At 36.0% G+C, this 25,628-nt stretch carries 20 protein-coding genes and 2 pseudogenes; 15 read left to right on the top strand and 7 right to left on the bottom strand.

All coding sequences use genetic code 11. The features are described from left to right. Positions 1–9: 9 nt before the first annotated feature. The 5 genes from AC1ECF_RS16060 to AC1ECF_RS16040 are packed head-to-tail and all read left to right on the top strand — an operon-like array spanning position 10 to position 4,728. Positions 10–1,014: an ABC transporter ATP-binding protein gene (locus AC1ECF_RS16060; protein WP_480390446.1), complete on the top strand. Its 1,005-nt coding sequence runs from the start codon at positions 10–12 to the stop codon at positions 1,012–1,014. Continuing rightward, positions 989–1,993, top strand: a complete 1,005-nt coding sequence (locus AC1ECF_RS16055; RefSeq protein ID WP_480390445.1) for an ABC transporter ATP-binding protein — start codon at positions 989–991, stop codon at positions 1,991–1,993. Before AC1ECF_RS16060 ends, AC1ECF_RS16055 begins: the two co-directional genes overlap by 26 nt. Positions 1,994–2,009: 16 nt before the next feature. Next, positions 2,010–3,614 carry a gamma-glutamyltransferase family protein gene (locus AC1ECF_RS16050; RefSeq protein WP_480390444.1) on the top strand — a complete coding sequence of 535 codons (1,605 nt, stop codon included), beginning with the start codon at positions 2,010–2,012 and terminating at the stop codon, positions 3,612–3,614. After that, a complete protein-coding gene (locus tag AC1ECF_RS16045) occupies positions 3,608–4,204 on the top strand; it encodes a chromate transporter (RefSeq protein ID WP_480390443.1) in 597 nt (198 codons plus the stop codon). Before AC1ECF_RS16050 ends, AC1ECF_RS16045 begins: the two co-directional genes overlap by 7 nt. Then, entirely contained in the window at positions 4,201–4,728 is a 528-nt protein-coding gene (locus AC1ECF_RS16040) for a chromate transporter (RefSeq protein WP_480390442.1), read from the top strand. The genes AC1ECF_RS16045 and AC1ECF_RS16040 overlap by 4 nt, the downstream gene beginning before the upstream one ends. Before the next feature lie 413 nt (positions 4,729–5,141). Here AC1ECF_RS16040 and AC1ECF_RS16035 read toward each other — a convergent pair whose 3' ends face one another. Continuing rightward, entirely contained in the window at positions 5,142–5,405 is a 264-nt protein-coding gene (locus tag AC1ECF_RS16035) for a hypothetical protein (RefSeq protein WP_480390441.1), read from the bottom strand. A gap of 575 nt (positions 5,406–5,980) precedes the next feature. Between AC1ECF_RS16035 and glmS the strand changes: the two genes are divergently transcribed. The 6 genes from glmS (at position 5,981) to AC1ECF_RS16005 (ending at position 16,262) form a co-directional block, all read left to right on the top strand. After that, positions 5,981–7,783 carry a glutamine--fructose-6-phosphate transaminase (isomerizing) gene (gene glmS, locus AC1ECF_RS16030; protein ID WP_480390440.1) on the top strand — a complete coding sequence of 601 codons (1,803 nt, stop codon included), beginning with the start codon at positions 5,981–5,983 and terminating at the stop codon, positions 7,781–7,783. Positions 7,784–8,101: 318 nt separating this feature from the next. After that, on the top strand, positions 8,102–8,968 hold the full coding sequence (locus AC1ECF_RS16025) for a TnsA endonuclease N-terminal domain-containing protein (RefSeq protein ID WP_480390439.1): 867 nt from the start codon (positions 8,102–8,104) through the stop codon (positions 8,966–8,968). Next, positions 8,952–11,120 (top strand): Mu transposase C-terminal domain-containing protein, encoded by a 2,169-nt coding sequence (locus AC1ECF_RS16020; RefSeq protein WP_480390438.1) that lies wholly within the window; start codon positions 8,952–8,954, stop codon positions 11,118–11,120. The genes AC1ECF_RS16025 and AC1ECF_RS16020 overlap by 17 nt, the downstream gene beginning before the upstream one ends. Beyond that, positions 11,121–12,797, top strand: a complete 1,677-nt coding sequence (locus AC1ECF_RS16015) for an ATP-binding protein (RefSeq protein WP_480390437.1) — start codon at positions 11,121–11,123, stop codon at positions 12,795–12,797. Between the two features lie 30 nt (positions 12,798–12,827). Then, the gene (locus AC1ECF_RS16010) at positions 12,828–14,648 is read left to right on the top strand and encodes a TnsD family transposase (RefSeq protein WP_480390436.1); all 1,821 of its coding nucleotides are present in this window, start codon (positions 12,828–12,830) and stop codon (positions 14,646–14,648) included. A gap of 6 nt (positions 14,649–14,654) precedes the next feature. Beyond that, positions 14,655–16,262 (top strand): TnsD family Tn7-like transposition protein, encoded by a 1,608-nt coding sequence (locus tag AC1ECF_RS16005; RefSeq protein WP_480390435.1) that lies wholly within the window; start codon positions 14,655–14,657, stop codon positions 16,260–16,262. 610 nt (positions 16,263–16,872) lie between these two features. Here the strand turns inward: AC1ECF_RS16005 and AC1ECF_RS16000 are convergent. Continuing rightward, positions 16,873–18,024, bottom strand: a complete 1,152-nt coding sequence (locus AC1ECF_RS16000) for a cation:proton antiporter (RefSeq protein WP_480390434.1) — start codon at positions 18,022–18,024, stop codon at positions 16,873–16,875. A gap of 201 nt (positions 18,025–18,225) precedes the next feature. Beyond that, positions 18,226–18,780 carry a recombinase family protein gene (locus AC1ECF_RS15995; RefSeq protein ID WP_480390433.1) on the bottom strand — a complete coding sequence of 185 codons (555 nt, stop codon included), beginning with the start codon at positions 18,778–18,780 and terminating at the stop codon, positions 18,226–18,228. 93 nt (positions 18,781–18,873) lie between these two features. On the opposite strand from AC1ECF_RS15995, the gene AC1ECF_RS15990 reads away from it, so the two are divergent. The 3 genes and pseudogenes from AC1ECF_RS15990 (at position 18,874) to AC1ECF_RS15980 (ending at position 21,124) form a co-directional block, all read left to right on the top strand. Beyond that, the gene (locus AC1ECF_RS15990) at positions 18,874–20,304 is read left to right on the top strand and encodes a SulP family inorganic anion transporter (RefSeq protein WP_480390462.1); all 1,431 of its coding nucleotides are present in this window, start codon (positions 18,874–18,876) and stop codon (positions 20,302–20,304) included. Positions 20,305–20,317: 13 nt separating this feature from the next. Continuing rightward, positions 20,318–20,731, top strand: a complete 414-nt coding sequence (locus tag AC1ECF_RS15985; protein ID WP_480390432.1) for a universal stress protein — start codon at positions 20,318–20,320, stop codon at positions 20,729–20,731. 139 nt (positions 20,732–20,870) lie between these two features. After that, positions 20,871–21,124, top strand: a pseudogene (locus AC1ECF_RS15980) (YnfA family protein). An 809-nt stretch (positions 21,125–21,933) separates the two neighbouring features. On the opposite strand, the gene AC1ECF_RS15975 reads toward AC1ECF_RS15980, so the two are convergent. The 4 genes and pseudogenes from AC1ECF_RS15975 to AC1ECF_RS15960 form a co-directional block, all read right to left on the bottom strand. Then, positions 21,934–22,503 (bottom strand): SF0329 family protein, encoded by a 570-nt coding sequence (locus AC1ECF_RS15975; protein ID WP_480390431.1) that lies wholly within the window; start codon positions 22,501–22,503, stop codon positions 21,934–21,936. Between the two features lie 136 nt (positions 22,504–22,639). Beyond that, positions 22,640–23,104, bottom strand: a complete 465-nt coding sequence (locus AC1ECF_RS15970) for an NUDIX domain-containing protein (protein ID WP_480390430.1) — start codon at positions 23,102–23,104, stop codon at positions 22,640–22,642. Between the two features lie 164 nt (positions 23,105–23,268). Then, positions 23,269–24,108, bottom strand: coding sequence for a tyrosine-type recombinase/integrase (locus AC1ECF_RS15965; protein WP_480390429.1), 840 nt, complete (start codon positions 24,106–24,108; stop codon positions 23,269–23,271). Positions 24,109–24,303: 195 nt separating this feature from the next. After that, positions 24,304–24,431: pseudogene (locus tag AC1ECF_RS15960) on the bottom strand (IS1595 family transposase); the annotation flags it as partial. Between the two features lie 272 nt (positions 24,432–24,703). Between AC1ECF_RS15960 and rnhC the strand changes: the two are divergent. Continuing rightward, complete coding sequence (gene rnhC, locus AC1ECF_RS15955) at positions 24,704–25,627, top strand: ribonuclease HIII (RefSeq protein WP_480390428.1); 924 nt, start codon at positions 24,704–24,706, stop codon at positions 25,625–25,627. Position 25,628 lies beyond the last annotated feature (1 nt).

Below are 25,628 nucleotides of genomic sequence, written 5' to 3'. Positions count from 1 at the left end.
GTTTTCAGAATGAAGGAGACATTATTAGAGGTGAATAACTTAGTAACTGAATTTCGCACAGCAGACGGTACAGTCCAAGCTGTGCGAGATGTCTCCTTTTCGATATCAAAAGGAGAGACTCTATGTATCGTAGGTGAATCGGGATGTGGAAAAAGCATTACATCCCTTTCTGTGATTGGCTTATTGCCGAGCAACGGGAAAATAGCATCGGGTCAGGTCAAATACGAGGGGAAGGAAATTCAAAGCCTTCCTTATGAAGAATTAAGAAAAATGCGTGGTAATAAAATCTCTATGATATTCCAAGAGCCTATGACTGCTTTGAACCCGGTGTTAACCGTGGGCTATCAGTTAAGAGAGCCATTAATGCTTCATCATAGCTTATCCAAGGCGGAGGCTACGAAGCAAGGGATTGAGCTGTTGAAGCAAGTGGGGATTCCTTATCCTGAAAAACGAATAAACCAATATCCACATGAGTTAAGTGGCGGAATGCGTCAACGGGTAATGATTGCAATAGCGCTTGCTTGTCATCCTGGGCTTTTAATTGCAGATGAACCAACCACAGCACTGGACGTAACAATTCAAGCGCAAATTTTAGACTTGATTAATGAGTTAAAAGAGATATTAAACATGGGAGTCATGCTTATCACCCATGACATGGGAGTCGTTGCAGAAGTTGCTGATAAGGTGATGGTGATGTATGCAGGGAAAAAGGTGGAGGAAGGGAAAGTCGAGGATATTTTTAATAATCCTAAGCATCCCTATACAAAGGGACTTCTAAACTCTGTTCCTAATGTAGACGACCCAGATTTTGAGCTAGAGCCCATTCCTGGATCTTTACCGAGCTTACATGAGAACATTCAAGGCTGTAGGTTTCACCCACGCTGTAAATTTGCAACTGCGAAGTGCAGTGAAATTGCCCCACCGGAATTAGTTACTAATGAAGGGCATATGGTGAGCTGCTGGCTATACGAAGAGGAGGAGATGAAAAATGGTCACCTTGTCGCCCAAAAATGATCAGAAAAAAGTCCTCCTTGAACTAAATGGAGTTAAAAAATATTTCCCTATTAAAGGTGGAATATTGAAAAGAGTCCAAGGACATGTGCAGGCTGTACAGGAAGTAAACCTCAAGCTTTACGAGGGAGAGAGTCTGGGAGTGGTGGGAGAGTCTGGCTGTGGAAAGTCGACTTTAGGAAGAGCGATTTTAGGATTAGAAGAGTTAACAGAAGGAAAAATAATCTTCCAGGAGCAGGAAATCCAAAACTTAAAGCGAAAAGAGAAATTAAAGTTCGTAAAAGAAATGCAAATGATTTTCCAAGATCCATATGCCTCCTTAAATCCACGTCAGCGTATTGGGCATGCATTAGAAGAAGTATTCGTCATGCATACGAATATGACAAAGCAGGAAAGACGAACAGCTGTTTTTAATCTCTTACAAGAAGTAGGACTAAGAGAAGAGCATTATGACCGTTATCCTCATGAATTCAGTGGTGGTCAAAGACAAAGGATTGGGATAGCTCGTGCTATTGCCTTAAACCCATCTTTTATAATCTGTGATGAGGCTGTCTCTGCTCTTGACGTATCAGTCCAAGCACAGGTTCTGAAGCTCTTAAAAACACTACAAGAAAAATACCAGCTTTCTTATCTTTTTATTTCGCATGATTTAGGGGTAGTACGCTATTTCTGCGACCGTGTTCTTGTCATGTATTTAGGAAACACAGTGGAGCTTGGTACGGTGGAGGATTTATTCACCAATCCACTGCACCCATATACACAGGCTCTTTTGTCTGCAATTCCACGACCTTCTATCAATAAAAACGTGAAGCGTATAAGGTTACAGGGAGATCTTCCGAACCCAGCAGATCCTCCATCTGGATGTCCTTTCCATACTCGCTGTCCGATTGCTCAGGATGTTTGCCGAACAGAGAAGCCTGCATGGGAGGAAATAGAGGAGGGGCATTTCGCAGCCTGCCATTTTGCAGGGACAAAAATTTAAAAAGGGGAATGACATCATGGATTACTTATATCACCCGTTTCCAGCTAAAAGACATACAGTTTTCGCAAAAAAGGGGATGGTTGCCACCTCTCAGCCCTTAGCAGCACAAGCGGGCTTGGAAATTCTAAAAAAGGGAGGAAATGCGATTGATGCAGCAATTGCAACTGCTGCAGCCCTTACGGTTGTCGAGCCTACCTCCAATGGAATAGGCGGAGATGCATTTGCCTTAGTTTGGACGAAGGGGAAGCTACATGGTTTAAATGCTTCTGGTCCTGCACCGCAATCCATTTCTGCAGAAAAGCTAAAAGAAAAGGGACATGAGAAAATGCCTGTGCATGGAGTAGTTCCTGTCACTGTCCCTGGAGTGCCGGCTGCGTGGGCGGCTTTATCCGAAAAGTTTGGTAAGCTTCCTTTAAAGGAAGTCCTGGAGCCCGCTATTGCTTATGCCGAGGAAGGATATCCACTGACTCCGATTCTCGGAAAGTACTGGAAACTCGCTTATGATAAATTCAAAGCTACCTTCACTGCTGATGAATTTAAATCATGGTTTGAAACCTTTGCTCCGGACGGTCGATCACCAGAAATAGGAGAGGTATGGAAGTCACCTGGTCATGCAAGCACGCTTCGCGCAATCGGAGAAACAAATGCGGAAGCATTTTACAAGGGAGAGCTTGCGGATAAGATAGAAGCATTTATGCAGGAGCATGACGGCTATCTATCAAAGAGTGATTTAGAGGCTTATGAGCCACAATGGGTAGAGCCGATCTCCGTGAATTATCGAGGCTATGATGCATGGGAAATTCCACCGAATGGTCAAGGAATGGTCGCATTAATGGCGCTTAATGTGTTTAAAAAGCTTGATAAGCCAGAGTGGCAGAGTGCTGCTACCATTCACCAGCAAATAGAATCCATGAAGCTTGCATTTACAGATGGTCAGGCTTTTATCACGGAGCCGGAAGAAATGCCGGTAAGTGTAGAGCATTTATTATCAGAAGAATATGCAGAGAAAAGAAGTGCTGTCATTGGAGAGCGGGCATCCGATCCTTCGCCATATGAATTGCCAAAGGGTGGAACAGTATACCTAGCAGCTGCTGATGAAGAAGGGAATATGATTTCCTACATTCAAAGCAATTATATGGGCTTTGGTTCGGGAATTGTGATTCCTGACACTGGTATTTCCTTGCAGAACAGAGGACATGACTTCTCATTAGATGAAGCGCATCCAAATGTCTTAAAACCAGGGAAAAGAACTTATCACACCATTATCCCGGGCTTCCTTACAAAGGATGGAGAGGCTGTTGGGCCTTTTGGCGTCATGGGTGGTTATATGCAACCGCAAGGTCATTTCCAAGTAGTGACCAATACAGTAGATTACTTGTTAAACCCTCAGGCCACTCTTGATATGCCTCGCTGGCAGTGGATCAAGGGAAAAACGGTACATGTGGAACCGGAATTCCCTAATTATCTTGTCCAAAGCTTGGTGAGAAAAGGGCATGATATTCAAGTGACAACGGATGGGGGCAGCTTTGGACGTGGACAGATTATTTGGCGTAATCCAGTGACAGGAGTACTTCAAGGAGGAACGGAATCTCGAACCGACGGAGCGATTGCAGCGTGGTAGAACACCTGCCTTTGAAGGATGGTGTTGTACGTCCAAAGCCAGTTCTTCAAAAAGATATTACAATGGCCTTCTTTCGTGTTGGCATGCTTGGATTCGGAGGTGGGCCCTCCTCTATTCCTCTTTTTCATCAAGAGGTGGTAAAAAAGTATGGTTGGATGGATGAGGATGAATTTAGTGATACGTTAGCCTTAGCAAATACGATGCCAGGACCAATTGCCACCAAGATGGCAGGTTATATTGGTTATCGTATTGCAGGTATCTGGGGTTGTGTCAATGCTATTATGGCATCCGTTGTCCCAACGGTAATCATGATGATTGCCTTACTGGGTTTTCTGCAAAACTTCAAGGATTCTCCTAGAGTTCAATCTATGACTGCTGCGGTCATACCAGTAGTTGCAGTGATGCTCGGAGTAATGACGTGGGATTTTGTGAAAAAGTCTGGCGAATCTTTCGGCTGGTGGAAGGGACTCTTGGTGATTTTAGTGGCAGTTATATTGATGGAACTACTTCATATCCATCCAGCCATTATTATTCTCGCTTGTATGTTTATTGTGTTTCTTCCAGCTGTTAAGAGGAGGATCACGAAATGATTTATTGGCAGTTGTTTTTAGCGTTTTTCATTCCAGGTATTTTAGGATATGGCGGAGGTCCTGCGTCGATTCCGTTAGTGGAGCATGAGGTAGTGGATAATTATGAGTGGATGACTACACAAGAATTTAGTGAGGTTGTAGCACTTGGAAATTCACTGCCAGGTCCTATCGCTACGAAGATGGCCGGTTATATTGGCTATGAAGAGGGTGGGATTTTAGGAGCGGTAATTGCTTTATTTGCTACCGTTGCTCCTTCTTTAATTTTAATGGTTAGTATGATGGCGATTTTGCTGAGATATAAGGATGCGCCAGAGGTCAAGAATTTAACGAAGCTTATACGTCCAGTGATAGCAGTACTGCTTGGAGCGATGACGCTTCAGTTCTTACAGGAGTCAGTAGGTGGTCTCGGAGTCGTTTCTACGCTTATTTTAATGGTAGGAAGTTATTTGCTTTTAGAAAAGGTGAAGCTGAATCCAGCGTTTGTCATTGTGCTAGCGCTTGTCTATGGGGCGGTAATTGTGTAAAAGAGATCCTTTTAAGGGTCTCTTTTTTATTCAGCATAAGGTTATGATGTTCGCTTTAGGCGAACGCTTTCCGGAGGCCAACAGGATGTTGGTCAGGAAAACGTTGTCACACGATGTGACGTTCTTAGTTTTCCCTCCCTAAAATGAGCCATCGTCTGTCGATAACATCAACGAGAATGATTTTTATAATAAGGTCTATGCAAGCGTCTTATGCTTATGAAAAAGTGAATGCTAAAAGTTGATGTTCGCTTTAGGCGAACGCTTTCCGTGGGGTGAGCGGTGAGCCATCGCCGAACGCTAAAGCGTGCCGTTGCGATGTCTCACCTGTCTCACTCATCCCACCGGAGTCGTCGCTTGGCGCTCTCATCAACAGGGTCTAGTATGTATAGGGAGATTAAGACAAGTATCTCCTCTTAGTTTGTTGAGGGGTGACTATTAAAGAGTTGCTCTACTAGAGAGTGAGCAACCAGGTATTTTGCAAGAACACCTATCTCCATGCTATTCTCATTTAACACTTCGTCCATAGCAGTTTTGCCTGCATCAGCTGTGTATCGTTTATAGGTTACTTCACTGCCCCTTTGCAGGGTTTTCCTCTTTCCACTTTGAACTGGATTGTAAAGACCAAGAAGAAAGTAAAGCTTGCTGAATGTGGTTAATTGATTGGTCCATTTGTTCACTGCTCCTAACGCATACGCTTTCTTCTATCATTATATAGAAAGAAGAAAAGGATGTGAAAGCTACTTATTCAATTAATTGGAATGATTCTTGAAAGCTCGTCCCTATGCGGTTTACAGGGATATAGTCTAAAAGAGTATACTTGATTAAATTGACTTGCATATAGTGAAAAGATATAATGAAAAAGTTACTTATATTGCAATATTAGTAAGTAGCCGCGTAGAAGGAGGAACGAAAACGCGTTAAAAACGGAAAACAATTATAGCGCCTGAGCTGAAGAAATTGGACGGAATGAATCTTCAGCAGACGAGGTGGAGGTTATCGAAATTTCGGCGGGTGCCTCCCGACCGTCAATGCCCGGTTGTAATTCTCTTCTTAAACCATTCGAGTGATCGAGTGAACAACCAGAAGAGAAGGCATTCTTTAGCAGATGAAGCATGTGCTTAGGAAGAATATGTTTGAAACCAGAATTCTCGTGGTATTGCATAGGTTATGCATGTTTTTACAGGAGAAGTATGCTTTCGACAGCTTCCAGCATGCTTATTTTGACATGAATGTAGATGGAGGAATTTAAATTATGTGTGGAATCGTTGGATATATTGGTGAAAATGATGCAAAAGAAATTCTATTAAAAGGTTTAGAGAAATTAGAGTACCGTGGATATGACTCTGCTGGAATCGCAGTTTTAAATGAGGAAGGCGTAATGGTTTTCAAAGAAAAAGGTCGTATTGCGGATTTACGTGAAATCGTTGATGTGCAAGTACAAGCTAATATTGGTATTGGTCATACTCGCTGGGCAACTCACGGTATTCCTAACCAAGAAAATGCTCACCCACATCAAAGTACATCTAAGCGTTTTACGCTTGTACACAATGGGGTAATCGAAAACTATCATTTAATGAAAAAAGCTTATTTGGCAGATGTTCAAATGGCTTCTGAAACAGATACAGAGGTAATTGTACAATTGATCGAGCGTTTCTCTCAGGAAGGCTTGTCTACAATCGATGCGCTTCGTAAAACACTAAACCTTATCCATGGATCATATGCGCTTGCATTGATTGATAACGAGGATGAGAACACGATTTATGTAGCAAAAAACAAATCTCCTTTATTAGTTGGTATCGGAGAAGGCTTTAACGTTGTTGCTTCTGATGCAATGGCAATGCTACAAGTAACAGAGCAATATGTAGAGCTTCATGATCAAGAAATCGTTATTGTACGTAAGGATGCTGTAGAAATCCAAACATTAGATGGTGCTATCGTTGAGCGCGCTCCTTACAAAGCAGAGCTAGACATGAGCGATATCGAAAAGGGAACATACCCTCACTATATGCTAAAAGAAATCGACGAGCAGCCAGCTGTTCTTCGCAAAATTATTCAAGCTTATCAAAACGAACAAGGCGAGCTTACAATTGATGCGTCTATCTTAGAAGCATTGAAGGAAGCAGACCGTCTATATATTATCGCAGCAGGTACTAGCTACCATGCTGGTTTAATCGGAAAAGAATATTTCGAGAAGATTGCAGGTGTTCCAGTAGAGGTACACATCTCTAGTGAATTTGGATACAATATGCCACTTCTATCGAAAAAGCCTTTATTCATCTTTATTACACAATCTGGAGAAACAGCTGATAGCCGCCAGGTGTTAGTAAAGATTAAAGAAAAAGGATATCCAACTTTAACTATTACAAACGTTCCTGGTTCTACGCTTTCTCGTGAAGCAGACCATACGTTATTATTACATGCAGGCCCTGAAATCGCAGTAGCTTCTACAAAGGCTTATGTTGCACAGGTAGCGGTATTGATGGTAACAGCTTCTGTATTTGCAAAAGCGCAAGGAAAAGAGCTAGACTTCGATGTAGTTCAAGAGCTAGGAATTGTAGCTAACGCTGTGCAAACAATTGTGGATACGAAAGAAGAGCTAGAAGAAATTGCGACAGAATACCTTTCTATAACTAGAAACGCATTCTTCATCGGAAGAAATGTAGACTTCTATGTAAGCTTAGAGGGTGCTCTTAAGTTAAAAGAGATCTCTTACATCCAAGCAGAAGGATTTGCTGGAGGAGAATTAAAACACGGTACTATCGCGTTGATCGAAGATGGCACTCCTGTAATTGCACTAGCAACACAGCAAGCAGTAAGCCTGAATATCCGCGGTAACGTAAAAGAGGTAGTAGCACGTGGCGCAAATCCATGCATTATCTCGATGGAAGGCTTCCAAGAAGAAGGAGACCGTTTCATCCTACCAAAAGTACATGAATTCTTCGCTCCACTAGTAGCCGTAATTCCATTACAGCTAATCAGCTACTATGCAGCTCTTCACAGAGACTGTGACGTAGATAAACCGAGAAACTTAGCGAAATCTGTTACGGTAGAGTAGTAGAATAGTTCGAGCAAGTATAATTGTATAAGTCAAATTTAGTTGGAAATAAACAAAAAAAGATAGAAAAGAACAAATAAAGTTGGAAATAGTGGATAAGTGTGAGATAGAAAGTCTTCAAACGGAGGTTTTTCTCTTGAAAACACAAATGAAGCTTAATAATCAAACATTAAAAAAACTCCACCCTTTTTAAAGGGTGGAGTTTTTTTGTTTTATATAGTTCCTATATATAGGAACTAATATCAGTTCCGTTTCAAAAAATATAAAAAAACAAATAAATAATAAGATAGCAATCTTATTCTGAGGTGAAGTTAAAGAATGGTAAAGAGAAAAAGGGACAATTCATCAGAAAAGAAAATTGAAAAATGGATAAAAGAAGGAAGAGGGCAGGGCGAAGGTTATAACTATAGACCATGGTTAGAAATTCAAGATGTTGCATCAAACGGTTATTCAACAAGAAATTTAGGTTGGAAGACACGACGTAAACATCACTTTCTGTCGGATTTAGAGCTTCACTATTTTTATACACTAGAATGGTCTCCATATGTTTTAGATATAAGAGAACAATATCCATTACTCCCTATTGAGAGAACTATAGAAATTGCAAATAGGATTAACGTTGAACATCCTAGAGAAAATGGAAGTAAAGGGGATTTAAAAGTAATTACCACTGATTTTTACCTAATAGTAAAAACCGAAAGTGAACTAAAGACGGTTGTTAGGAGTGTAAAGCCAATCGAAAAGCTTACCATAAGAGAGCTTGAAAAATTTGAAATAGAGAGAACCTTTTTTGAAGAGTTAGGGATTACGGATTGGGGAATTGTTACTGATACAGACGTACCAAAAACCTTTATTAGAAATATTAGCTGGCTATACGACGCTAAAAATTTAGAGAATAGAGCCAATATTAATTTTGCACTAATAAAAAGGTTGGAACCAGAATTATATAAAGCAATAAGGAACGAACAACTGGGGCTCTCTAATTTTGCTTTAAAATACGATGAAATTATGGGATTGGAATATGGTTCATGTTTATTTATTATCAAGTTTTTAATAGTAAATAAATGGTGGGAAGTTGACCTAGTGGAAAAACTAATAAATCCATCAGAAAGAATAGAGATAATTAATAGAAAAACCATAAAAAAAAAGAAAGACTTGGAGGTATTTTATGAAAATCTATCCTAATGCGCTTATTGGTTCTAGAAATAATGAATTAGAATTGACTGCTATTGAAAGAGTTCTATGGATATCACCTAACTTAGAAGAAGTTGTTCTCTTTAATATTGATAAGAATTTTCCGCATTTACCTAAATTTAAATCTATGTATGAACTGGAGAAAGAGCTATCCACTCCTTACTTGGTACTCCTTGAAGCTGATCCTTTTAAAACGTTAAATGCTCCTGAAAAACAATATTTAGAAAAGCATAAGAAGATTAGAGATGAAAAATGGGAAATAATAAAAGATTTTATTGAGAACGAGCCATCTATTTACGATATAGAATTTTTAAAAGAAATGGTAAGTGAAATGAAAAGTAAATCTGGTAAAAAAAGCAAGAGAATATACTCTATATTAAGAGAGTATTGGAGGGGAGGGAAAACAATTAACGCATTACTACCAAATTATATTAGTAGTGGTGGACGTGGAAAACCAAAAAACTTGAAGGATAAAAAGATAGGAAGACCTTCAAAGCTATTTATTGCAGAAGGGATTCAAGGGGTTAATATTACACAGGAAGATAAAGAGATATTTCAAATTGGAATTAAAAATTTCTATCAAGAAAAAGGGACAAAATTAAAGCAAGTATATCAAGAAATTTTGTCAAAATATTATATTGATGGATACAAAAATGTAAACGGAGCTTTAGTTCCTATAACAAAGCAGGCAGATAAAGTGCCGAATTATCGACAATTTCTGAATTGGTATAACTCAACCTATAATGCCAAAGAAAAGCTTATAAACAAGTATGGTCAAAGAAAATTTAATCTAAATCATCGATCACTACTAGGAGATGCTACTAATAAAGCTTCAGGACCCGGAGATATTTTCGAAATTGATGCTACGATTGGCGATATCTACTTGGTAAGTGAATTAGATCGATCACGAATTATAGGAAGACCTGTTATTTATATTGTAAAAGATGTGTATTCAAGAATGGTAGTTGGTGTTTACGTTGGATTAGAGGGCCCATCATGGATAGCAGCCATGATGGCATTGGAAAACACATCGACTGATAAAAAAGAATATTGTAAAAAGCTTGGTATTAATATTGAAGAGGAGGATTGGCCTTGTAAACAATTGCCGAAGAGAATTAAGGCTGATAGAGGGGAAATGGAGAGTAAGAATGCGGATAATCTCGTAGAGTCACTTGGTATACAAATTATTAATACTCCACCCTATAGAGCAGATTTAAAAGGAATTGTCGAACGTCACTTTAGAATTCTCAACGACCAAATTAAGCAACGTTGGATGCCTGGAATAGTTCATAAAGAATTTAAAGAGAGAGGTGAAAGGGACTACAGGCTTGATGCTAAGCTAACTATTAAAGCGTTCGAACGTGTAATTGTACTAACAATACTAGAGCATAATAATAGCGTTATAAATGGATACAGATTACAGAAAGAAATGCTAGAAGTTAACTTGCTACCAACACCTTTAAATTTATGGAATTGGGGGTTGCAACATAGATCCGGATTACTAAAAACTGTTGACCGAGACTTAATAAGATTAAATTTACTCCCCTCAAAAGAAGTTAGTGTAACGGCCGAAGGTATCTTATTTAATAAAATGAGATATTCAAGTGAATTTTGTTTACGAAATGGATGGTTCGAACAGGCGAGAAAAAAAAGGTGGAAAATAGTTGTTTTCTATGATCCAAGAGATATTCAACATATTTATTTAAAGAAGGAAGACAAAAATTTTATCAAATGTTATCTGGTAGAGAGTGACAAAAGATATTCTGACTACAGGTTAGAGGAAATACAAGAGCAGCAGTTTGTTGTAGATGTAAATAAAGGATTATATGTAACAACCCAAAGGCAACTAAGTATCGATACTCAAGCTCAAATTAGAGAGATTATAGAACAAGAGAAAAGGAATACTAACAAAATGAGCAATCAAGGTGAAAGTAATGCGGCGAAGGTAAAGAATATACGAGAAAATAGAAAAAATGAAAAGGAATTAATAAGAGATTTAGAACATTGGGGAAGTACCTTTGAGAAAGAGAAGGATATTTCTACAACGGATGTATTGGAATTAGAGAAATTTAAAGATATTAACAAAGAAGATGATTATCTATTAAGTCTAATTATTGAACACGACACTAAGGAGGGAAAATAAGTGCGGGTAAGTGGCGAAGAGTCCAAAAGGGAACCAACTAATGTCCTTATGGGCAGACAATCTAGAGCGGTTTATCGGGAGCAACAAGTCCAGGCCTATAAACATAATCCTCTGATCGAGGCCTTGCCAGGTATATTGTCTCGACAGAAGGTAATTGAACTTCTAATAGAAACACCAAATTTTAATAAGGAGGAAATCGATGAAAGTCCTGAAATCAGAATGCACCTTATTCAGCAAATAAAACATGAATTTATACAAGTGATGCCAATTCATTTAGAGCTAGAAATGAAAGTTTCTTCAATGCTTAGGACTGGATATGTCGGGAGAAACCCTGTTAGTCCCTTATACACAAAACAGTTTGCGGTTGGTGTTTCTGAAATTTTAAAAGGTAACTATGATTTTGATAAGGGAAATATATTAGGAAACCGTTCCACAGCAACAAATTTTTCGATTATAGGAATAAGTGGTATTGGGAAGTCTACAGCTATCGAGAAAATCCTTTTATTATATCCGCAAGTAATAATTCATGATGATTATGAACATAAAGGAATTTCAATAGGTTATTTAAAGCAAATCGTCTGGTTAGTAATTGAATGCCCTTTTAACGCATCTAGAGGTTCTTTATGTAAAAATTTTTTTATGGCCGTAGATAATATTTTAGGTACAAGCTATTACAAGCAATTTGTTAAATCTAGAACCAATGAATCTGACTTAATTGATAAGATGGCACACGTTGCAGCTCTACACTGTATAGGAGTGCTGGTGTTTGATGAAATTCAGCGAATGAAAAAAGGTAACGAAGGTATACCGACGATGAATTTTTTTGTGGAACTGCACAACAAGCTAGGTGTGCCCATGATTTTTATTGGGACGTACTCGTCTCTAGATCTCTTTACCCCCTTGTTAGCGACAGCGCGAAGGGCTAGTGGAATGGGAATTTTGCTCTTTGACAGGATGGAAAAAGATAAAAAATGGAAATTACTTATAGAGAGGTTATGGAAATATCAATGGCTTAAAGAATTCACGGTCTTGTCTGATGAAATGAATGAATTGTTTTATCAAGAGACACAGGGTATCACGGATTTAGTTGTTAACTTATTTATTCAAGTACAATTGTTAGCGCTTTCAACAGGAAAAGAGAAAATTAGTTTAAATCTTATCAAACAAGCTGCAGAAACCAATTTAAAAATCCTTAAGCCTACACTAACTGCTCTTAGAACTGGAGATATAGAAAAACTAAAAAAAATCGAAGATTTAAAACCTGAATGGGTAGATATTAATAATTACTTAAGAGAAATACCAGAAAGTGTAATGATTGAAGGGAAATTAAAAAAAGAACATGAAAATGCTTTATCTTCCATCAAAGAATTTATACATTATACTAATTTCGCGCAAAGTCTAGGGTTGTCAAAAAAAGAGTCGGTAGACCTTGTATCTGAGGTTCTAGAAAATGTAGATAATAATAGTGCAAGTATAAACAAATTAATAGCTGAAAAAATTCTATTTAATAATAGTTTGGTTGCCAAACCTAGAGAAGATAAAATAAAAAATGTTAAAGCTAATACCCCTTTAGCTCTTCAGGTAATTGGCTTAAAAGCAAAAAAAGAGAAGAGAATCTTAGAAGAAGAGTTAAGAAATTTGGATATTATTAAGCCGTTTAATGAATTTTTGAAATAGGTGATAGATTTGTTAGGGTTTTTCCCTTATATGTATGAAGACGAATTATTGTATAGCACTTTAGCACGCTTCCACTTAAGGAGTGGAAATAATAATGATAAAGATACGTTAATGAATTTGTTTGATAATAGAACAACAAGCGCTGTGATAGATTTTCCTAGTAATCTTGATAATTTAGCCAGAAAGGTAAATCAAGAACCAAAGTTGCTCATTCATCAACATACACTATTTCCGTATTACAATCCGTATATAACTAAAAAAGTAGCTCAAAAAATTATTGAACAAATGACTTTTGGCAACTCGGAATCAATCTTTCTAACACTAGGTTTAGCAGCAAGTAAAGTAAAAGGACCAGATTACTTTAGATATTGCTTACATTGTTATTTAATTGAAAAGGAGTTATATGGCGAAGCTTATTGGCATAGAACTCATCAATTACCTGGTGTCTATATATGTCCTATCCATAAAGACACTTTATGGATATCAGATGTACCTTATCGCAATAAAATTAATAGGCACAGATTTTTTCCACTGGTACAAAGTTGTGTAGATAACGGGAAAAAAGTGAGTGATATTCCCACAGAATTTTATCCCTACTTATTGTTCATAGCAAAACAGTCTTATGCGTTAATAAATAGTAACTTGTCTTTTTTGAGAGTAGAGAATATCGACAAATTCTATCTTAGAAAACTACGTGAAAGAAATTATCTTACCCCGTCCGGAAATATTAGAATTCAAAAACTAATTAGAGATTTTTTAGATTTTTTCCCTAGTTATTTCTTGAATTTATTGAATAGTGAATTCGATTATTATGACGAAGACACATGGTTACATAAGGTACTAAGAAAGCCAAAGGTAACTTGTCATCCGTTGAGACATATATTGTTACTGTTATTTTTGGACCAAAGAATTGAGGATCAATTATTAATAAAACATAAAGAGCTTAATTTTTTTGGTTTACCATCTTGGCCTTGCCTAAATAAAGCTGCAAAACACTACAGAGAGTTTATTATAACGGATTGCATTATAACTATGGACTACAAAAGAGGAAAGCCAATTGGTACTTTCACATGTAAAGAATGTGGATTTTCTTATTCTCGTTCAGGGCCAGATACCTCGGAAGAAGATAAATATAGAATTGGGAGAATAAAAAAATTTGGTACGGTATGGCAGAGTAGGTTAAATGAATTGTATGCGAATAAAACTTTGTCAATACGAGAAATTTCATCTTTATTAGGAGTGGATTCAAAAACAACAAAGAAATTTCTCTTAAACGAGGAGAAGAATCCTTCTCCAAATAATGAACTGAATGTCATAAATGAAAAAAGAGAGATATTCGAGGAGTTGAGAAGAAAATATCCTAATTATAGTAGAACGGAATTGAGGGAAGTATCACCAAAATTATACGGATGGTTATATAAAAATGATATTGAATGGTTTACTGATAAGTTACCACCCGTTAAAAGGAAAGTGTCAAGCACAAAGAATAAAATTGATTGGGAGAAAAGGGATGAGGAATATTCGCAACTTATAACTATAGAAGCTAATGCCTTGTATTTAGAGATCCCATTAGTACGCGTTACAAAAACACTTATTTATCAAAGATTAGATTTACGTTCCAGATTTGAAAAAAATGGAGATAAATTACCTGGTTGTAAGAACGTTCTTGAGGAAGTTACTGAAACCATCGAAGACTATTATGTGCGTAAAATTAAGTATTTTGGAGAGCAACTTAGAAGAAAAAATATTAATTTCTCTATTTCTAGTCTAGCTAGAATTGCTGGTATTAAGGGAATTTCCAATGAAATCGTTCAAAGGGCAATTAAAGATGAAATCAATCTACAGAGGTGAAGCAGGATGATTGCTTTTTTCCCAAAGCCATATCCGGAAGAGGATTTTAGAAGTATCATACACAGATATCATGTGCGAGCAGGTAATATGTCATTCGAAGAAACAAATAAACAATTATTTAATGTAAAATCAAAAAGAAATATTTATTTCCATCATAATATTATTGAATTAGTTAGTTTATTGAGTGAAGATTATACGGTCTTATATTTTTTGGATAATCACACAATTTTTCCTCTTATTAGTCCTTTTATATCTACTGAAAAAAAACACTTTATTATACAAAGTCTATGGCTAAAAGATTCTCTAAGAAACAAGAAAATTTTTCTAGACTATATATCAAAAGAAACGAGATACTGTCCCACATGTTTGAAAGATGACTATGAAAATTATGGTGAAGTATTCTCACATAGGCTGCATCAAATTAACTTTTTAAATTGTTGTGATAAGCATAATACTAAACTTATTGATAAATGTCCAGAATGCCATGTTAGTCTTTCCAATCATAATAACAAGGAACTTCTAACTATTCCATTTTGTAAGAATGGACATTGCTTAACTATGAGTGCAGATTATATTGAGGATAGCGAATCGCTAAAAAGGATGTTACAAGATATTAAGGTCTTAATTTCGTACTCAGAGAAAATAGATAGAGACTTGGTGGTTAACATATTATATTCAGCACTTGGTAAACAAGGCTATGGAGAAATTTATTCTGAATGTATTCAACTAAAAAAGTTAAAGGAGGATTTTTCTGATTTTGTAATAAGTAAGAGTAGGATTTTTAATATTCAGGATTTTAATTTGAGTAGGATATTCTACTTGCTAATAAGTAAGAAAGGCAATGTTCGTCCGAATATATTTGCATATTTACTGTTAACTCAATTTACTTTAAATACTGTAGAAACCTTTCTGAATATCTCTGAGGGCTATTCTGTAGACATACCTTTTAAAAATAACCCTCAGCCCTGCTTAAATAAAATTTGTGATTATTATAATAGGCCAATAATAAGCAAATACAAAAAAAAGTATTATCCGATGTATGTTAGCGGGATATTCTCATGCCCACAATGTAATTATACATACGGTCGGAAATGGATATGGAATAAGGGTGAAAGAGGGGGAGAAATTAAAAAGCCTTTTCTATTAAAGTGGGGAGGACTATTAGAGGATGAAGTTACGAAGCTATACTATCAAGGATTGTCTTTAAAAGAAATAACAAATTTAATCGAATCAGGCACAACTAAGGAATCAATTGCAAAATTTTTGAAAGAAAAGTTGAAGGAAGAGTATAAAAAAAGATTTAATCCTAAAACTAGTAGAATTTTACATTGTATGAATTTAAGGATAGGATCTAGTAATGGTGTATTAGAAAAGGCAATCCTTGAAATAGAGGCGGGTATGAGTGAAGTATCTGCTACGGATTATAATCATAAATTATTATTGCTTAGAAGGCAAAATATCATAAATATCATTAATGAAAATCCTACTTTTACAAGAAAGCAAATAGAAAAGTTGGCTAGAACCGATTATAGATGGCTAAATAGAAATGATTCAGTTTGGTTTAATAAGATGCTACCAAAACCCCTTACTAGGAATACTAGTAAAAAATTGTAAAAAAGAACTTGTATCTTTTCCTTGTTTAATATCGATGGAATTTAAGTGACAGTGTTTATTGATTTACTTAAATTTAAGGTTAATAAACATTATTGATAATTCAATTTCATCTTTATTATAAGGCATATTACGTTTTTTTAATTTTTCATTACATTCCTTGGCTATTAGTCCTACCATTCAAGTTCTTGTGTTTGGAATTTATCTAACCATTCCTTATCAATTGTCAGATCGGTATAATGAAAATTTACATATCTATAAGCAATAGATAACTTTAAAGAAATTACGTGAATAAGAGATGGCGTTTCTTATTCAACTAATGCGTGCTTTAGTAAAAAGGAAATCAAATTAAAAATGAGCTTGGAGAATAATATCTCAGCTCATTTTTTTGTTTTAATATGTTATTCAACTAACGCCCCCGATTGTTGAGTAACGAATGTAATTAGTTTTATGCGTTCACAAGGTTATGAACTACAACATTCCCAAATGAAAGATTGGTAGCTAAAGCTAAACAATGAAAAAACAAATAAAAACATCATAGCGGACTCGCTATGATGTCTCTTGTAATTGGTGATAAAGTACATTTAAATTATAACATACTAAACGCTCTTCATTATTTTGATATTTCTAGTGTATCACGTTTACCGAAAATTAACTTTAATAGTGGTGGTGTAACAATTGTTGTGACAATCACGACAATAATCATTGCTGTATAGTAATTTGCTGGTAGTAAACCACTCTCTAATCCCATTGCAGCTAAAATTAATGCTACTTCCCCACGAGATACCATTCCTGCGCCAACACCCATTGAGGATTTCGTATTAAACCCTGCTAATTTTGCGCCAACACCAGCCCCTATAAATTTAGAGGCAACGGCAATAATCGAGAAGATTAAAATAAAACCAACTTGATCACCAATACCATCAAATGAAACGGCTAATCCAATGTTTACAAAGAAAAATGGAACAAAAACACCATAAGCGATGGGTTCTACCTTATGCTCAATTTCTTTTTTATATTTCGTTTGAGCAATCGCAATCCCTGCAAAAAATGCTCCGATAATGCCTGCAATCCCTAAAATTTCTGCAAAATACGATAAACCGAAACAGATAATTAATCCAGCACTCAACACTGCTTCAGTTACTTTGAACTTCATAAATACTCGAATAAAGTGTGGAATAATCCATTTTGAGATTAATATTAATACTACAAAGAATAAAATTTTCTTCCCAATAAGTAAGCCAATATTTGTATCAGATCCTGCAAATGCACTCATAGCAAATGCGATTAAAATAACAACAACAATATCATCTATTACAGCAGCTCCTAGTAATGTAGAACCTTCTTTACTATTTAACCAACCAAGCTCTCGTAGTGCTTGGACAGAAATACTTACAGATGTTGCAGATAATAGTAACCCAATGAAAACCGATTCGCCAACAGACATTCCGTAATATTGAGAACCTAAATATCCTAGAATAATTGGCAGGATAATACCGCCAAGTGCCACAAAGATTGCTGCTTTCTTATTTTTGTTCATTTCTTGTAAGTCTGTTTCAAGCCCCGCTAAAAACATCAATAAAAGAACACCAATTTGACTAAATGTTGTTAATAATTCTGTATCGTGAACCCACCCCAATAAAGCAGGTCCCAAAATAATCCCTACAAGGATTTTGCCTAAAACAGACGGTTGCCCTAACCTCGCAGCCAGATGACCTGCAAGTTTTGTCGCAATTAAAACAAGTACAATTTGTAGAATAAACACAATATTTCCCCTTTCGACGCAAAAAAAGACAAGGTGGAGCCATAGTTGACTATGGCTCCACCTTGTCTTGCATCGTATATTTTATTAATTTAATTATAACATAGGTTCGAAATCCTAGTCTAGAGAATAAGAATGTTAAAAAAAGCCTGCTCAATATTAATCTAAGCAGGCTTTTTTTTGACATTGGTATTAGGTTTTAATTTACTGTTGTTTGGCTTCGATTGACTCTAGATAACGATATAGTGTTGATTTACTAATTCCTGTTTCATTTTTTATATCAAGCAACGTAAAATTTCCAGTCTGGTACATTTCAATCGCTTTTTTTATATTGTCATCAGATTTTTTAGGTCGCCCGATTGATTTTCCTTTTGCTTTGGCTTCAGCCATTCCCAAAGTAGTAGATTGCTTCACGATATCGCTTTGAAATGTTAAAAAGAATTGTAAAACTTGTTCTAACGATTTTTCGAGGATTTGTATAGATGTAATATTTTCCTCTATAAATTGAATTGTTACCCCATCACGTTTACAGATTTTTAGCAGTTCTTCTAAATGCCTTGTCGTATCGGCAATACTAAAGAAACGAAGTACCCTAATGGTATCGCCTTTTTCCATCGTCATCAGTAAATCTTCTAGAGCTATACGCTTTTTCGCACGACTATGATTTTCTGTAAAAATCTGATCGCAATCCTTTAAGGAAGTTGTTTGTAATTGCATATCCTCATCGTTATATAGTGGTCGTTGATAACCATAAATCATTCAATTTCACTCCATTTTAGTCCTATAAAGGTTCCATTTTGGGAAAAGTGTGCTATGATATTCAAAGAATTTATTTTAGATTAGAAGGAGAATATCATGCAAACTTTAAAACAACAATGGTTCGGTAATGTGCGTGGGGACATCTTGTCAGGGATTGTCGTCGCCTTAGCGCTCATTCCAGAAGCGATTGCCTTTTCCATTATCGCTGGTGTCGATCCAATGGTCGGTCTTTATGCGTCATTTTCTATTGCTGTTATTATAGCATTTGTTGGCGGTAGACCTGGAATGATTTCTGCTGCAACGGGTGCAATGGCACTGGTGATAGTCGATTTAGTAGCAGATTATGGCTTACAGTATTTATTAGCAGCAACGATTTTAACAGGAATTATTCAAGTTATCTTCGGAGTGTTTGGTATCGCGAAATTAATGCGTTTTATCCCAAATGCCGTGATGATTGGCTTTGTTAATGCACTAGCCATCTTAATCTTTATGGCACAGTTACCACATTTTTTGGGAGAGGGTACACTAACATATATTTTTATAGCGATCACATTGGTAATTGTTTATGTCGTGCCACGTTATTTTAAAGCGATTCCTGCTCCCTTGATTGCGATTGTATTACTAACAGCTATCACATTTATGATGAATTTAGAAATGAAAACGATTGGTGATTTAGGTACGATTACACAAAGTTTACCGAGCTTCTTTATCCCAGACGTACCATTTAACATTGAAACATTATCAATCATTTTCCCATACGCTTTAGCGCTTGCATTAGTTGGCTTAATGGAATCGTTGATGACAGCTCAAATCGTGGATGATATGACAGATACGAAGTCGGATAAAAACCAAGAAGCACGTGGGCAAGGTATTGCGAACTTCATCAATGGCTTCTTTGGTGGAATGGCTGGTTGTGCGATGATTGGTCAGTCGATTATTAATGTTAAATCAGGTGGGCGTGGACGTCTTTCTGCACTTGTTGCAGGGGTGTTCTTAATGTTCTTAATTTTAGTGCTTGGGAATATTGTTGTGGATATTCCGATGCCTGTATTAGTCGGTATTATGATTATGGTAAGTATTGGAACATTTGAATGGAGTTCATTTAAATATGTCGTAAAAGCCCCTAGAACAGATGCCATAGTGATGCTTGCAACAGTAGCAGTTGTTGTGTATACACATAACTTAGCGATTGGTGTTGTACTGGGCGTCATCTTAAGTGCATTATTCTTCGTCGCATCCGTTTCAAAGGTTCGCATTCAACAGAATAACGGTGTATTTATTGTGGAAGGACCTTTATTCTTCGCATCGACGCAAAAATTTATTCAAACGATTGAGGAAGCGAAGGAAACGAACGTGACGATTGATTTATCAAGTAGTCATTTATGGGACGAATCAGCGGTAGGGGCTGTTGTGAAGGTCGTTACCAAGCTAGAAGAACAGGGTAAAACAGTCCAAGTTATTGGGATGAATCCTGCAAGTGAAAAGTTATATAAAAAATTACTTGGCATGAGTAATGCACATTAAAGGGGGATTATTGATGTATCAACACATTTTATTAGCAGTCGACGGTTCTGAAAATGCCGTTCGTGCTGCAAAGGAAGCAGTAAAAATTGCTTCAAACGATTCATTAATTGAAATGGTGTATGTGGCCGATTTTAACAAGGCTAAAACAGAGGTTTTACATGCAGCATCTAGTGAAAGCTTACTACTAGAGCGTAAACGTAAAGTAGCACCAATAGAAGAAGTACTAAAAGCAGCTGACAAGCAGTTTAAATTAACAATCTTACATGGCACGCCAGGACCTGAAATTGTGAAGTATGCCAATGAAAATAAAGTAGATATCGTAGTTATAGGTAGCCGAGGGTTAAATGGCTTACAAGAAATGGTTCTCGGTAGCGTAAGTCATAAAGTGATGAAACGTGTACAATGTCCAGCACTTATAGTGAAATAAAAAGATATAATTAATGAATTTTTAATTCAACTAATCCCTTCCATTACCTTAACTCTAATGTTATATAGTTAAAGTAATGGAAGGGTGAGTATGTTTTGTTTAAAGCAGCAATGATTTTTTATTAGCAGGTCTAGCTGAAATTGGCGGTGGATATCTTATATGGCAATGGTTACGAGAAGGGAAATCTATATATTTAGGGGGCTATTTGGAGGAATCGCATTAATTTTATACGGCATCATCGCTACATGGCAGGCATTTCCATCGTTCGGTAGAGTTTACGCTGTCTATGGAGGCGTGTTTGTGTCGCTTTCTGTATTATGGGGCTGGGGCATCGATAAGGAAACACCTGATGTATATGATTTGGTAGGTGCAGGCATATGGCATGGGAGGTGAACCTCTATTAGTCTCACGAGAACCTTATTAACCGATAAAGATTTGCCTTGCATGATTAAATGATTCTTCGTTAGTCTAGTGGCTATCCCTCCATGTGGATTAAACATTTCATCGGTACTGTACCACCACTTTCACTAATATAAAGACAAGTTATACAACTACTAATATCATAATTGTTTTCCTTGCCAACGTTTCGTCGGGAGTAAGCCCTTCACGTTATCAGCTTACAACGTTGAATTATATCTATTATAGAATGAACTTAGGTGCTTCCTGTAAGCCTGTTAGCATTCATACGCCTTTAACGTATCATGGATTTTCATATTAGCTAGTCTTACTCATCCACATCTAACCTCACAATTTGGTGATATACACATTTCTATGTATCGCAGTTCTAGACCCGTACATTCAGAAGTTCGTCAGCTTAACCTTTTCTGGTAGGTTTATTCGCATTCTCACCATATTCATTCAACTCAAGCATCATGAACTACACCCCTCCATCGAGTAGGCTTTCGTCAGCCGAACTGGTACGGTAGTTTCTCACGCCTTTTCACCGAGCTTATAACACGATCATCCATACTAAATCCTGTGCTATTCGACTAAGAGAGAACCCTTCCGAGCGTTACCTCTTCATTTGATTCTTCGATATAATCCTTCAATTCCATAAGGAATTGCCTAGCCTTTACCAGAGAGATGTAACCATCCTCCATTTAAACTAGGAACGTTTCGCACAACAAACCTGCCCCTTTTGTACAATAAGAAATTCAACAAAAAGAGCGTTAATCCCTTCTTGGATCAACGCAACCGTTACTTCAATAAAGGATGGACTTATCATTAGGCGTAATACCTTCAACACCACATCTTATTTTGTAGAATTTCACAATCAATGGATGTGTTTCATTAGTAAATTCTATTTTCTCTAATCTTCTTTTACCTAATCTTCTATCCAACATTGAATATGCTTTAATAATTATATTATCTGAATTCATCGCCTCATTAATAGATAAAGAACCATAATCCATTAAAGGTGCATAAAGATGATAACTTTCAAAGATGTTTTGATTTATCAAGCTTTCTTCAACATCATCTGATGCCCTTATTAGTTTCTGTCGTTCTTCAGAGTTAAACATTACATCCCAATTTGCGTTATAGGGAATAGCTTTTAGGTTATTATTTTCTTTTATTTGTTGATATAACTTTTGATGCTTTACGGCATATGTAGCATCAGAAGCACTTAGTATCTCTTTTTTATCGAATGTAAACCAAACTCTACTTGGACTATCATGAAATTTACGATATACCGTTGCATGTATTTTGAGACGTCCTTTTAATTTGTAACATAAAAATCGTTCTAATGTTGATTTTGTCTTACTCCATTGCAATACGTTCACCCTTTCTATTCAATGGTATGTTTTTCATATATATTATCTATGCTTCTTGAATTATCCTGCCCCTTTAGTTCAACAATAGAGAACTTAACCCCTTCTTAGATCAACGTTCCCATTACTTGAATAAGTTCTAATTAACATCTCCAAGATAAACAGGAGCTTTTTCTTTTTTTGTATGTTTTATAATATATTTTCTAATCTCCTTTGGATAAAGTCTGTATTGTAACAAATCATTAATATGCACCCATTCGATTCCTACTTGATGACTATCAGGGTTAATAGGCTCGACTTGTTTACTTTCATTATCATTCAGTTTACAAATAAAATAGTATTCAATCTGATGAACATCATAATCGTGTGTTGAGTATTCATGGTTTTTCCCTATATACTCTCGAATGTGTAGCAGTTTTCCAATTTCTATATGTAACCCAACCTCCTCGATACATTCTCTCTTTAAGGCATCAAAAAGTGTTTCCCCATGATTTTGACCGCCACCAGGGCATAGATAAAAGAAACCTTCTTTACCTTGATTTTTTGTAAGTAATACCTTTTCTCCATCTATTATAATTGCTTTTGCTGAATTTCTAATGTTCATAAAATATCCCCTAATTCACTTTTTTTCGGACTTCTTATTTAACTAAACTGCCCCGTTTGTTCAATAAGCTACTTTAATCTAATAATACCATAAAATGGATATAATTTCCCCTTTTATCTAAAGAAAAGGGCATTAATCATTTTTGATCTAATGCTCTGTTTATATCAGAAAAACTTTTTATATAGCTCTCGTCTGAGTGTCCCACTTAAATAAGCATAAATCTTAGTCGTTTCACTCTTTTCATGTCCCATCAAATTTTGAATGACTTCTAAAGGTGCCCCATTATTCAATAAAGTAGTAGCATAACTATGTCTCAACTGATGGGGGTGAATACTTTTATTAATACCAGAACTCTTAGATATCCTTTTAATAACATATCTCATTTGAGGAATACTCATCCTATGAGGAGCACGAACTGTCACAAATAAAGCCTCCTGATCGTCCTCTCTTTCGTTCAAATACCTCTTTAGCCAAATATCACACCTAGTATTAAAATAGACTTCTCTCTCTTTATTGCCCTTACCTAATACTATTACGGATTGATTAGAAAAGTTGATAGACTGGCGATTTAAATGAACTGCCTCACCTATTCTGCAGCCAGTTGAATACATAAATTCGAACAATGCATTTTCTAATGGCGTGTAACAGGCTTCTCTTAAATGCTCGATTTCTTCTTCAGATAAAAACTTTGGTATTCTGATATCTAACTTTGGCTCCTTAATCTTAGAAGCTGGATTACCATTCAAAACATTTTCATCTTGTGCCCACCGAAACAATGATTTAATAAAACGTATCCTATGTCCTAAGCTAGCTGCCTTTAATTGTTCAGCAACTTTCCCAAGATATAGCTTTAAAGAATCAGTAGTTATTTCATCAAGAGAAATATCACCCAAATGCCTAATCAACAAGTTTAATTGGATATTATATGCCTTTAAGGTCTGAGGTGAATACCCTTGGATCTGTTTATCAGCTTTGTATAATTTCCAAGCTTCAGATAGTATCATTCTATTACTCTCCTTCTCTATTTTTAACAGTCTAGACAAATAGAATGGAAGTAATACATCAACAATTTTTAAACGAATATCCCATTAGTTTAAGTACATTCTTTCACCATGATGATTTTCCCTAATGAAATAAGGAAACCATTTATTTCATTCATTATAGGAATGCTGCCCCTTTAGTTGATTAAAGAAATAACCTTAAACGGTAAACTTAGATAATCAAGAATATTATACGTTTCTATATTGGGAATTAAATTCCCTTTAATTATCATATCGTTCACCGTAACTTCATTTCTCTGATGATGGATGGTTTCTAATACTTGAAACCTCGTTCTTAATATAGCCTTTGAAATAGTGTTTCTAATAATTGAGCTAATTTTAGACTCTATATAGGTATAAATGTTTCTTACATATCAGAAGAGGGTCTTATGGGTTCTTGAGTATGAAAAATAACCTATTTACTTACATTTTTTAATCCGAATGAAACGAAATGGGGTATAATACAATAGATGTTTTTTTTTATGTAAAATGTTATAATATGTTAAATTGTTTCTTTGATTGGATACCTAAAATATAAATTTAAGTAGGGGAACCCATAATGATGAACGGAAAAGATAAATTTGAGTTGTTAGATAAATTTAAGACAATTGGAGAATCACAAGGATGGTTGATTAAGAATATCAAAGAAATAAATTACGGTTTACAATTTCACTTAACAGTTGATAAAACAAGCGGAGTAATTAGAATTTTTGAGGGAAAGAAAGGTGTACGGTTTGATTTTTCTCAAGTGAAAGATAGAGATTTACTTTCAAAAATTGAATCGTTTGTTTCAAATGGAGGTAATCAATCTAAGCAAAAGGGAACCTCTAAAAAAATATCGAGTACATCTGAAAGTTACCCAGAAGAAATAATTGGAACTGATGAGTCAGGTAAAGGAGATTTTTTTGGACCGTTGGTTATAGCTGGTGTTTTTGTAGATAAGAATAAGGCGAAGATACTAAATGAAATAGGTGTTATGGACAGCAAAAAATTATCTGATAGTCAAATTGCCTATTTGGCTGATAAAATTCAAAAAAATTGCTCCTGTACAGTAGTTGTTATAGGTAATAAAAAATATAATGAGCTTTATGATAAAATAAAAAATTTGAATAAGCTTCTTGCTTGGGGGCATGCCAGAGCAATTGAGAATTTGTTAGAGAAAAATGAATGTCATTATGCTCTCTCCGACCAGTTCGGAGATGAAATGTTAATAAAAAAAGCATTATTAAGTAAAGGAAAAGATATAACTTTATTCCAACGCCCAAGAGCAGAAGAAATTATCTCTGTAGCAGCTGCTAGTATCATTGCAAGAAATGAATTTGTTAATCGAATGAACCATTTATCTACAAAGTATAAGTTGAATTTACCTAAAGGTGCATCACCGAACACCATACAAATAGGAAAGCAGTTTGTGTCTCAATATGGTAAGTCGGAGTTGGTCAATGTCGCTAAACTTCATTTTAAGACCATTGAACAATTATAAG

It is taken from the genome of Psychrobacillus sp. Z3-81, from assembly GCF_056620325.1.
The sequence above is the reverse complement of the archived record's forward strand: the minus strand, read 5'-3'. Positions and strand labels throughout refer to the sequence as shown.